The following is an 11,645-nucleotide window of genomic DNA, read 5'->3' on the forward strand; positions in this document are numbered from 1 at the left end:
TCCGCCCTCTGTGATTTCCAGGCCCTCATTAGCATCGTTGCGGCGAAGAGACCGAGAAATCCGAGGACGTGTGTTGACTACCGAACAACTTGACCGCTGGAATGCTCAGGAAGCCGCTGCGGAGGCGATGATTCCCATCATCGGCACGTTGTATCGGGCGAAGGGTGTGACGATCCTGCTGCACAGCCGTTCGCTGGTGAACAAGTCGGTGATCAGCATCCTGCGGACGCACCGCTTCGCGCGGCAGATCGAGGGCGAAGAGTTGTCGGTGGACGAGACCCTTCCCTTCCTGCGAGTGCTCAGCGAGCTGGATCTGGGGCCGTGCAAGATCGACATCGGTCAGCTGGTCATGGCGTATCGCGCCGACGATCGCGGACTGTCGATCCGCGAGTTCGCCGAAACGGTCCTGGTCGACGTGACAAACGGCAACAAGGAGTCGCAGGGCCCGAGGGATGTCGTCCTCTATGGCTTCGGCCGCATCGGTCGTCTGGTCGCTCGCCTGCTCATCGAGAAGGTCGGTTCCGGCAACGGGCTGAACCTGCGCGCCGTGGTGGTGCGCAAGGGAGGCGAGGGCGACCTGGTCAAGCGCGCGTCGCTGCTGCGCAGGGATTCGGTGCACGGCCAGTTCAACGGCACCATCAAGGTCGACGCCGACAACAACACGATCATCGCGAACGGGAACGTGATCAAGTTCATCTACAGCGATGATCCGACGACGATCGACTACACCGAGTACGGTATCGACGACGCGATCCTGATCGACAACACCGGTAAGTGGCGCGATCGCGACGGCCTGTCACAGCACCTGCGCCCCGGCATCGCGAAGGTCGTCCTCACCGCGCCCGGCAAGGGCGACGTGCCGAACATCGTGCACGGCGTCAACCACCGCGACCAGGACCTGTCGCAGCAGATCTTCTCGTGCGCCTCGTGCACGACCAACGCGATCGTTCCGCCGCTCAAGGCCATGGACGACGAGTACGGCATCGTCCGCGGTCACGTGGAGACGGTCCACTCGTTCACCAACGACCAGAACCTGCTGGACAACTACCACAAGGCCGACCGCCGCGGTCGGTCCGCGCCGTTCAACCTCGTGCTCACCGAAACCGGCGCCGCGTCCGCGGTCGCGAAGGCGATGCCGGACTTCAAGGCGAAGATCACCGGCAACTCGATCCGCGTTCCCACCCCCGACGTGTCGGTCGCGATTCTGAACCTGCAGCTCGAGCGGGAGACGACGAAGAGCGACGTGCTCGAGTACCTGCGTCAGGTTTCGCTCTCCGGGCCGTTGAGCCGCAACCTCGACTACACCGCCGCCACCGACGTGGTCTCCAGCGATTTCATCGGATCGCGCGCCGCGGCGATCATCGACGCCAATGCCACGATCGTCGAGGGCGACACCGCGATCCTGTACGTCTGGTACGACAACGAATTCGGCTACTCGTGCCAGGTGGTGCGGACGGTGCAGTACATCTCGGGCATCGAGTACCCGACCTACCCGCAGGCCGCCGTCGACAACGCTCCTGCGCTGGCCGCGGCCGACGCCCGGTAACTCGCCCAGCCGCAACGCTCGGCCGACGCGTCCGTCGGCCGAGCGTTGCGGCTCGGCGCGCCTGCGCCCCTTGGCGAATCGAGTTCGCAACATCACCGCACGGGTTCTGTCCGCGGCGAATCGTGCGGACCATCCGGCAGGACCTGCTGCGCGAGGACCAATTCCGCAGACCGGCGGTCACCCCGGTCCGCCCGTGCCGTTTCGCGGGTTCCGACGCCCGCCGCAACTGTGACTTGCATCACGTTTTGATAGCAGTTGCCCCATCTGCACCGTATAACTTTCCACGCGCTTTGCGAAGTCTTTACTCTTAGGGTGACCTGTGCGCCTGAGGTCGCCGCTTCACCCGCTGGATCCACAGCGTCGCTGAACCCGCTCGCTCCGCGCTTCACCGAGTCGCTCCACCAAGCTTCGCCCGCCGCTCGCTTTCGATGCCAGTGCATGTTGCCCCGATGAACCGGATCGGCTGCCGCCGAGACGGCGAAGGAGAACTATGTCGACCGACACCGATCCCGCACCACGGACGTCGCAGCTCGCCCGCGTTCTACACCACGATGTCCCCGCCTCCGTCGTGGTTTTCCTTGTCGCCCTTCCTCTTTCGCTAGGCATCGCGGTCGCGTCCGGCGCGCCCGTCGCGGCGGGTCTGATCGCGGCGGTGGTCGGGGGCGTGGTGGCCGGGCTGCTCGGCGGCTCGGCAGTCCAGGTCAGCGGGCCGACCGCGAGCCTCACCGTGGTGGTCGCCGAGAGCGTCCACCATTTCGGCTGGGCGGCAACCTGTTTCATCACCGTAGGGGCGGGTGTGTTGCAGATCTTGTTCGGGCTCAGCCGGATCGCGCGCGGAGCACTGGCTATCGCCCCGGTGGTGGTGCACGGGATGCTGGCGGGCATCGGCGTGATCATCGCGCTGCAGCAGGTGCACGTGCTGCTAGGCGGCGCGTCGCTGAGTTCGCCGTTCCAGAGCCTGATCCAGCTACCGCACCAGCTGATGTCGGTGCACCAAGGCGACCTGTGCGCGGGTCTGGTGGTGATCGCGATCCTGATCGTGTGGCGCTTCCTGCCGCGCCGGGTGCGCACGGTGCCCGGCCCGCTGGTGGCGGTGGTGGCGGCGACGGTGCTTTCGCTGCTGCTGCACAGCCACGTGGATCGAATCGTGTTGAGCGGCTCGATGTTCGACGCCATCGGTCTGCCCGCGATCCCCGCGAGCGGCTGGTTCGCGGTGGCCGTCACGATGATCACGATCGCGCTCATCGCCAGCGTCGAGACGCTGCTCTCGGCGATGGCGGTGGACAAGGTGCGGCTGGGCAACCGGACCGACCTCGACCGCGAACTGATCGGGCAGGGCGCGGCGAACGTGACCTCCGGCCTGCTCGGCGGCCTGCCGATCGCCGCGGTGATCGTGCGCAGCATCACCAATGCCCATGCGGGCGCCCAGACCAGGGCCGCGACCGTTCTGCACGGACTCTGGGTGCTGGTCTTCGCGGTGGCGCTGGCCGGGCTCGTGCAGCAGATTCCCAAGGCGGCGCTGGCCGGTCTGCTCATCCTGATCGGCGTGCAACTGATCAAGCTGGCGCACATCCGGTTGGCCGTGCGCAACGGCGACCTGGCCGTCTACCTGGCGACGGTGCTCGGGGTGGTGTTCCTGAATCTGTTGCAGGGCATGGCGATCGGGCTCGCGCTGTCGGTCGCGCTGCTGCTGTGGCGGGTGGTCAGGGTGACGATCGTGGCCGAGCCGGTGGCGCACGCGCGGCGCTGGGTGGTCACCATCGACGGCACCTGCACTTTCCTCGCGCTCCCGAAGCTCACCGCGGAGCTGGCCAAGGTGCCCCCCGGCGTCCCGGTGACGGTCGAGATGACGGTCGACTTCCTCGACCACGCCTCCTACGAGCTGATCACCGACTGGGCGCGGCAGCGCGAAGAGCACGGCGCCGCAGTCGATTTCGCTGAGATCGGCGCCGCGCGGATGGCGGCGGTGGTGCACGGCCCGCCCGAGCGCGGCCACGCGCGCAAGGTGCTCGAGGAGGTGATCGGTCCGTGGCGGCGCACCGGCAGCCGGGTGGACCGGATCGCCGCCGGCATCGTGGCCTATCACCGCGGCCACGCGCACCTCATGCGCCCGCACCTGGACGGCCTGCGCAACCGCCACGACGCGGACTCGTTCTTCCTGACCTGCGCCGACGCCAGGATCGTGCCCAACGTCATCACCAACAGCGGCCCCGGCGACCTGTTCACCGTGCGCAACGTGGGCAATCTTGCGCCGGTCGGCGGCACCGACGTCTCGGTCGAAGCCGCGCTGGTCTACGCGCTCGAACAGCTGGACGTGCGCGCGGTGGTGGTGTGCGGGCACTCCGGCTGCGGCGCGATGGAGGCGCTGCACCGGGAGGTGCAGGCCGGGCCGGGGCTGGGGGACTGGCTGGCGCATGCCAGGCCGACGCTGGAGCGATTCCGGCTCGGGCATCCGGTCGGCGAGGCCGCGGCGCTGGCCGGGTTCGGCGAGGTCGATCAGCTGGGCATGGTGAATGTGGCGGTGCAGTTGGAGACGCTGCGCGCCTATCCCGCCGTGCGCCGCGGGATCGAGCAGCGCGGGGTGGTGGTGTCCGGCCTGTTCTTCGATATCGCGACCGCACGGGTCATCGAGGTGCGGGTGGACGGAATCGCGGAGTTCGACGATGCGGGCAGCCATCCCGCGGCCGAGCCGGTCTGAGTCAGCGGAGCGGATTACGAACGGAAGGGGCTGTGCGACGGCGTATTTGGATGAAGTTGTGAACGATTTCACACCGAAATCGCGATATAGAAAGTGACACTTTCATCGCAGTTCTCAGGCTTTGCTAAGTCTTTACCAATACCCTTGACCAGGTTTACATCTCGGCCCGGTGCCGTGTCGGGAACTGCTTCACCGCGAGATGCCGGTTCGCGGTCTATTGCCCTGCTGGACATGTTGATCGTCAACCGACCTCGGCGCCTCGGCGTCGAGTCGGCGAAGGAGAAGTCATGGCTGTCGAGAGCGATCTCGCTCCACCGCTGTCCCCACCCGCGCAGGGCCGAGGCCCTGGCGCTCTGTCCGATCGTCTGAGATCCGTCTTGCGCCACGATCTACCTGCGTCGATCGTGGTCTTCCTGGTCGCGCTGCCGCTGTCGCTCGGCATCGCCCTCGCCTCCGGCGCGCCCGTCGCCGCCGGCCTCATCGCCGCCGTGATCGGCGGCATCGTCGCGGGTACCCTCGGCGGCTCGGTCCTGCAGGTCAGCGGTCCGGCCGCGGGCCTGACCGTCGTGGTCGCCGAGTCCATCGACAAGTTCGGCTGGCGGGTCACCTGTTTCATCGTGGTCGCCGCGGGTGTGCTGCAGATCATCTTCGGGCTCAGCCGCATCGCGCGCGCAGCACTCGCTGTCGCGCCCGTCGTGGTGCACGCGATGCTCGCGGGCATCGGTATCACCATCGCGCTGCAGCAGATCCACGTGCTGCTCGGCGGGGCGTCGCACAGCTCGGCCTGGAACAACCTCGTCGAGCTGCCCGGTCAGCTGATCTCGCTGCACGGCGGCGACGCGCTGGTCGGCGCCGTGGTGATCGCGGTGATGCTCGGCTGGCGGTTCGCGCCGGAGAAGATCCGGGTCGTGCCCGGCCCGCTGGTGGCGGTGTTCCTCGGCACGCTGCTGTCGATGGTGCTGCCGACCGAGGTCGAGCGCATCGTGCTCGACGGCTCGCTGTTCGACGCCGTCGGATTGCCGCAGATCCCGGACGGCGGCTGGTCCGCGGTGGCGATCATGGTGCTCACCATCGCGCTGATCGCCAGCGTGGAGAGCCTGCTCTCCGCCGTCGCCGTCGACAAGATGCACACCGGACGTCGCACCAACTTCGACCGTGAGCTGATCGGGCAGGGTTCGGCCAATGTGTTGTCCGGCCTGCTCGGCGGCCTGCCGGTCACCGGTGTCATCGTGCGCAGCGCCACCAATGTCCACGCCGGCGCCCGCGGCCGTGCCTCGGCGATCATGCACGGCGTCTGGGTCCTGCTGTTCTCGGTGGCGCTGGCCGCTGTCGTGCAGCAGATTCCGAAGGCCGCGCTGGCGGGCCTGCTGATCGTGATCGGCATCCAGCTGGTCAAGCTCGCCCACATCAAGCTGGCCCGCCGCACCGGCGACCTGCTGGTCTACGCGGCGACGATCCTCGGCGTGGTCTTCCTGAACCTGCTCGAGGGCGTGATGATCGGTCTCGCGCTGGCCTTCGGCCTGCTGCTGTGGCGAGTGGTGCGGGTGGCGATCACCGCCAAGCAGATCCCGCAGTCGCAGCGCTGGCTGGTCACCATCGACGGTTCCTGCACCTTCCTCGCGCTGCCGAAGCTGTCCGCCGAGCTGGCCAAGGTGCCCGCGGGCGCCGATGTGACGGTCGAGATGACCGTCGACTTCCTCGACCACGCCGCGTTCGAGGCCATCGAGGAGTGGGTGCGTCACCAGGAACACGGCGGCGGCAGCGTCGAGTTCGTGGAGATCGGCAGCGTGCGGATGGCCGACGCGCTGTCCGGACCGCCCGCGCGCGGTTTCGGTCGCGCGGTATGGGACGAGATTCTCGGGCCGTGGCGGCACGAGGACGAACACCCCAACCCGCTCGCCGCGGGCGTCGCGGCCTTCCACCGCAGCCACGCGCACGTGGTGCGGCCGCACCTGGACGGGCTGGCCGACCGGCAGGATCCGGACTCGTTCTTCCTGACCTGCTCCGACTCCCGCATCGTGCCCAATGTCATCACCAACAGCGGCCCCGGTGATCTGTTCACCGTCCGCAACGTCGGCAACCTGGTGCCGGAGGCGGGTGACGCCTCGGTGGAGGCGGCGCTGGTGTTCGCGCTCGAGGAGCTCGACGTGCGTTCGGTGGTCGTCTGCGGTCACTCGTCCTGCGGCGCCATGAAGGCGCTGTACTCGGGCGCGGACACCGGTCCCGGCATCGGGCCGTGGCTGGCGCACGCGCATCCGAGCCTGGACAGGTTCCGTGCCGGTCATCCGGTGGCCGAGGCCGCCCGCGTCGCGGGTTACGGCGAGGTGGACCAGCTGAGCATGGTGAATGTCGCGCTGCAGCTGGAGACGCTGCACCGGCACCCGGCGGTGCACAGGGCGGTGCTCGCGCGCGGCGTCCGTGTCTCGGGTCTGTTCTTCGACATCGCCAACGCGCGGGTCATCGAGGTGACGGTCGACGGGCTGGCCCACATCGATGACGCGGCCGTGCCCGCGCTGGTCTGATCGATACGCAGGGACGACCCGTGGGAGCCGCCTCGGTTCCCGCGGGTTTTCTCCGTGTTTGCCAGCGTGCGATCGCGATGCCAGGTGCCGGCGTTCTCGTACGCTGGCTGATGTGAGTGCCGAGCTGGACCAGAGACCGACCGACGAGCCGACCGGGTGGCGCGCCTTCCGCACCGGAGTCGCCAACCGGCCTACGCTGAACCTCGCCTACCGGATCGGTGTGGCGGTGATCGGCGTTCTGGTGCTGACACTCGGCATCCTGGCGATCCCGTACCCCGGTCCCGGCTGGGCGATCGTGTTCGCCGGACTCGGCATCCTCGCCACCGAATTCGCCTGGGCGCGCCGGGCGCTGGCCTGGCTGCGGGACAGGTACCGGCAGGGTATGGCCTGGTATGCCTCGCTGGGCGTGGCCATGCGGGCGACCGCGGCAATAGCCACTGTGTTGCTGGTGGTCGCGACGCTCTGGGTTCTCGGCACGTTCGGATTGGTCGGCGGCTGGATCGGAGTCGAATCGGAATGGTTGCGCAGTCCCCTGGCGTGGTGAGCACGGTCCCCGGCACGACGCTCACGCGGCCGGACTGGCTGACCGCGCGGATCGCGGAGATGGGCCGGTCCTGGGGTACCTCCTCGCCGCGTATCGCGGGCACGCTGTGGTGGTGCATGGTCGCCTCCGCGCTGGTGGAGCCGCTGGCGCGCGCCGCGGCGACGGGGCCGCCGCGGGAACCGGCGCTCGATCGCATCGACTGCGAGATCCGCCCCGACGGCGGCGTCGAGCGCGTCCGGATCGCCGCCTGTGACGCACCCGACGCCGCGCGGTCCGCGGCTGTCCTGCGGGAGACCCTGGCCGTGGTGATCCCGGCCGTGGCCGCCGTGTCCGGGGCAGGCGTGCCCGCGCTGTGGGCGATCGTCGCCGACGCGATGGGCAACCGCGCCCTGGACGCGGGCGACGGCGAAGCGGGAGCCGAGCTGGCCGCGCTGGTGGGCGGGAAGCTGCCCGCGCCGCGCTTCGTGACGATCGGCGGCCGCACCTTCGTCCGCCGGATCTCCTGCTGCCTCGTCTTCGAGATCCCGGGCTGCGAGATGTGCACGAGCTGCCCCAAACGCCCCGTCGCCGAACGCGAGGCGCTGCTCGCGAAGCTCGCCGCGGAGTCCTGATCCGGTCCGCTCGCGGCGGCGATATTCGAGTTGCGCGCGCACGGATGTGCTGCAAGATGGGTGCCGACACGCCGACAACGAGCTACCCCACGGCGACACCAGGTTTCGCGAGCACACCGACCCCGCACCGGATACGCCCAGAACCCGGCGGGGAACACGGCCACCGGCTCGTGCGGCCAGGCCCGAGGCGCTCGCGACCGGCGCGAATCGCGCGTCGGCGGGACCGCTAGCATTGGTCGCGCCGGAGCGATTGCCGCCCGGTGCCGCCGCGCGGGAACAGGCCCGCCCACGTAAACGCCAAGGAGAGCGCAGCCGTGACCACCTCAGCCCCGATAAGCCCAGCCACCCTCGTCCGGGTGCAGGCCGGGACTACGGCGGGCGCCGCGGTGCGCGAGGCGGGTCTGCCGACCAAGGGACCCGATACCGTCGTCGTGGTGCGCGACGCCGAGGGCGCGCTCAAGGACCTGTCCTGGATTCCGGACACCGACGTCGAGGTCGAGGCGGTCGCCGCGAACACCGAGGACGGCCGTAGCGTGATCAGGCACTCCGCCGCGCACGTGCTCGCCCAGGCCGTGCAGCAGGAGTTCCCCGAAGCCAAGCTCGGCATCGGCCCGCCCATCAAGGACGGCTTCTACTACGACTTCCGGGTCGACCGCCCGTTCACTCCCGAGGATCTGGCCAAGCTGGAATCCCGGATGAAGAAGATCGTCAAAGGCGCGCAGCGCTTTTCGCGTCGCGTGGTGGAGATCGACGAGGCCCGCGTCGAGCTGGCAGGGGAGCCGTTCAAGCTCGAGCTGATCAGCGACAAGTCCGGCATCGACGACCCCGAGGTCATGGAGGTCGGCGGCAAAGAGCTGACCGTCTACGACAACCTGGATCCGCGCACCGGCGAGAAGATCTGGGGCGACCTGTGCCGCGGCCCGCACATCCCCACCACCAAGTTCATCCCGGCCTTCAAGCTGACCCGCAGCTCGGCCGCCTACTGGCGCGGCGACCAGAACCGCGAGGACCTGCAGCGCATCTACGGCACCGCCTGGGAATCCCCGGAGGCCATGGACGAGCACCTGCACCTGCTCGCCGAGGCCGAGCGCCGCGATCACCGCAAGCTCGGCCTGGAACTGGACCTGTTCAGCTTCCCCGACGAACTCGGCTCCGGCCTCCCGGTGTTCCACCCCAAGGGCGGCATCATCCGCAAGGAGCTCGAGGAGTACTCGCGCCGCCGCCACGTGGCCGCGGGCTACGAGTTCGTGAACACCCCGCACATCACCAAGGGTCATTTGTTCGAGGTCTCCGGCCACCTGGACTGGTACAAGGACGGCATGTTCCCGGCCATGCACCTGGACGCGGAGCTCAACGAGGACGGCACCGTCCGCAAGCCCGGCCAGGACTACTACGTCAAGCCGATGAACTGCCCGATGCACAACCTGATCTTCCGCGCCCGCGGCCGGTCGTATCGGGAGCTGCCGCTGCGGCTGTTCGAGTTCGGCTCGGTCTACCGCTACGAGAAGTCGGGCGTGGTGCACGGCCTGACCCGGGTGCGCGGCATGACCCAGGACGACGCGCACATCTACTGCACCAAGGAGCAGATGCACGCGGAGCTGACCGACACGCTGCGCTTCGTGCTCGATCTGCTCAAGGACTACGGCCTGGACGACTTCTACCTGGAACTGTCCACCAAGGACCCGGAGAAGTCCGTCGGCTCCGACGAGATCTGGGAGGAGGCCACCGAGACCCTCTCCAAGGTCGCCTCGGCCTCCGGCCTGGAACTGGTGCCCGATCCGGGCGGGGCGGCGTTCTACGGTCCGAAGATCTCGGTGCAGGCCAAGGACGCGCTCGGCCGCACCTGGCAGATGTCGACCATTCAGCTCGACTTCAACCTGCCCGAGCGCTTCAACCTGGAATACACCGCCTCCGACGGCACCAAGCAGCGGCCGGTGATGATCCACCGCGCGCTGTTCGGCTCCATCGAACGCTTCTTCGGCGTGCTCACCGAGCACTACGCGGGCGCCTTCCCCGCCTGGCTCTCGCCGGTGCAGGTCGTCGGCATCCCGGTCGCGGAAGCCTTTGCGCCGCACCTGGATCGGGTGATCGAGCTGCTGCACGACCAGGGCATCCGCGCCCAGGTGGACCGCAGTGACGACCGGATGCAGAAGAAGATCTTCAACAACACCGCGCAGAAGGTGCCGTTCATGCTGCTCGCAGGCGAGCGCGACGTGAACGCGGGCGCGGTGAGCTTCCGCTTCCGGGACGGCACCCAGGTCAACGGGGTGCCGGTCGCCGACGCGGTGGCCACCGTCGTGGCGTGGATCGCGCGCCGCGAGAACACCTCGCCCACTGCCGAGGGGTTCGAGATCGTGTCGGCGGGCCGGGCATGACCGCGGACGGGCTGTACGGCTTGGACGACACGGAGCAGGGGAACATCGTGGACATCGGCGCGGGCGACCCCGATCGGCTGCAACGAATCTGGACCCCGTACCGGATGTCGTACATCACCGAGGCCGCGGGATCCCGTCCGACGGACGCCACCGGACACCCGTTCACCGACATTCCCAAGATGTCCGACGAGGACGGCCTGATCGTCGCCCGCGGTGAGCTGGTGTACGCGGTGCTCAACCTGTACCCGTACAACCCCGGGCACATGATGGTGGTGCCGTACCGCAGGGTGGCCAACCTGGAGGACCTCACCGAGGCCGAGAGCGCCGAGCTGATGGCGTTCACGCAGCGGGCCATCCGGGTGATGAAGAGCGTCTCGCGCCCGCACGGCTTCAACGTCGGGCTCAATCTCGGCGGCATCGCGGGCGGCTCGCTGGCCGACCACCTGCACCAGCACATCGTGCCGCGCTGGGGCGGCGACGCGAACTTCATCACCGTGGTCGGCGGGGTCAAGGTGATGCCGCAGTTGCTGCGCGAGACCAGAGCCCTGCTCGCCGCCGCGTGGAAGGAGACGGAGTGAACCACCGTCGCGCTGCGTCGTTCGTCCGAACCGACCGGGCGCGGGTGTAGCCGGTGCTGAGCTTCTTCGGCCGCGAGACGTTCGCCAAGGCCACCGCTCCGCTGGGCAAGGCGCTGGTGCGCACCGGCCTGACGCCGGACGCCGTCACCCTGATCGGCACGGCCGCCTCGATCACCGCCGCGGTCACGCTCTTCCCGACCGGTCACCTGTTCTGGGGAACGATGGTGATCTGGTTGTTCGTCATGTTCGACATGCTCGACGGCGCCATGGCGCGCGCCCGCGGCGGCGGCACGAAATACGGTGCGGTGCTGGACGCCACCTGCGACCGGGTCGCCGACGGCGCGATCTTCGGCGGCCTGGCCTGGTGGGCGGTGTACCACGAGCACAGCAAGTGGCTGTTCTTCGCCACCCTGGTGGTACTGGTGACCTCGCAGGTGATCTCCTACGCCAAGGCGCGCGCCGAGGCGAGCGGCCTGTCCGCCGACGGCGGCATCATCGAGCGCCCCGACCGGCTGATCATCGTGCTCGTCGGCGCGGGCCTCACCGGGCTCGGCGGTCACTGGGGAATCGAGTGGCTCACCTGGGCGGTGCACGTGGCCATGTGGATCCTCGCGGTGCTCAGCATCGTGACGGTGTTCCAGCGGGTGCTCGCGGTGCGCAATTCGCCCGGCGCGCGCGAGGTGATCCCGCCCGCCGCGCCGCAGGAGGCGCGGTGAGCGCGCCGGAAGTCCGCGCACTGGTCCAGGTTTTCGGTCGTATCGTCGGTGGTGT

The 11,645-nt window shown here is 68.8% G+C and carries 8 protein-coding genes; all 8 read left to right on the plus strand.

Going from position 1 to position 11,645, the window contains the following annotated elements; all coding sequences use genetic code 11:
• Window positions 1-73 precede the first annotated feature (73 nt).
• The 8 genes from AC3ERS_RS27300 (at window position 74) to pgsA (ending at window position 11,590) form a co-directional block, all read left to right on the plus strand.
• Window positions 74-1,546 (plus strand): glyceraldehyde-3-phosphate dehydrogenase, encoded by a 1,473-nt coding sequence (locus tag AC3ERS_RS27300; RefSeq protein WP_431970949.1) that lies wholly within the window; start codon window positions 74-76, stop codon window positions 1,544-1,546.
• 490 nt (window positions 1,547-2,036) lie between these two features.
• On the plus strand, window positions 2,037-4,244 hold the full coding sequence (locus AC3ERS_RS27305; protein WP_431970950.1) for a SulP family inorganic anion transporter: 2,208 nt from the start codon (window positions 2,037-2,039) through the stop codon (window positions 4,242-4,244).
• A gap of 287 nt (window positions 4,245-4,531) precedes the next feature.
• Window positions 4,532-6,766: a SulP family inorganic anion transporter gene (locus AC3ERS_RS27310; RefSeq protein ID WP_431970951.1), complete on the plus strand. Its 2,235-nt coding sequence runs from the start codon at window positions 4,532-4,534 to the stop codon at window positions 6,764-6,766.
• A gap of 112 nt (window positions 6,767-6,878) precedes the next feature.
• The gene (locus AC3ERS_RS27315) at window positions 6,879-7,310 is read left to right on the plus strand and encodes a TIGR02611 family protein (RefSeq protein WP_431970952.1); all 432 of its coding nucleotides are present in this window, start codon (window positions 6,879-6,881) and stop codon (window positions 7,308-7,310) included.
• Window positions 7,307-7,921, plus strand: a complete 615-nt coding sequence (locus tag AC3ERS_RS27320) for a (2Fe-2S)-binding protein (RefSeq protein WP_431970953.1) — start codon at window positions 7,307-7,309, stop codon at window positions 7,919-7,921. The genes AC3ERS_RS27315 and AC3ERS_RS27320 overlap by 4 nt, the downstream gene beginning before the upstream one ends.
• A gap of 314 nt (window positions 7,922-8,235) precedes the next feature.
• Window positions 8,236-10,296: a threonine--tRNA ligase gene (thrS, locus tag AC3ERS_RS27325; RefSeq protein WP_431970954.1), complete on the plus strand. Its 2,061-nt coding sequence runs from the start codon at window positions 8,236-8,238 to the stop codon at window positions 10,294-10,296.
• A complete protein-coding gene (locus tag AC3ERS_RS27330) occupies window positions 10,293-10,874 on the plus strand; it encodes an ATP adenylyltransferase (RefSeq protein WP_431970955.1) in 582 nt (193 codons plus the stop codon). The genes thrS and AC3ERS_RS27330 overlap by 4 nt, the downstream gene beginning before the upstream one ends.
• A 53-nt stretch (window positions 10,875-10,927) precedes the next feature.
• Window positions 10,928-11,590, plus strand: a complete 663-nt coding sequence (gene pgsA, locus AC3ERS_RS27335; RefSeq protein ID WP_431970956.1) for a phosphatidylinositol phosphate synthase — start codon at window positions 10,928-10,930, stop codon at window positions 11,588-11,590.
• The last annotated feature ends 55 nt before the right edge of the window (window positions 11,591-11,645 follow it).

It is taken from the genome of Nocardia sp. bgisy134 (assembly GCF_057708325.1).

Bases quoted from the DNA above. Each gene is read 5' to 3' on its own strand.
- AC3ERS_RS27310 (WP_431970951.1), top strand. From the start codon at position 4,532: ATGGCTGTCGAGAGCGATCTCGCTCCACCGCTGTCCCCACCCGCGCAG.
- AC3ERS_RS27305 (WP_431970950.1), top strand. From the start codon at position 2,037: ATGTCGACCGACACCGATCCCGCACCACGGACGTCGCAGCTCGCCCGC.
- AC3ERS_RS27330 (WP_431970955.1), top strand. From the start codon at position 10,293: ATGACCGCGGACGGGCTGTACGGCTTGGACGACACGGAGCAGGGGAAC.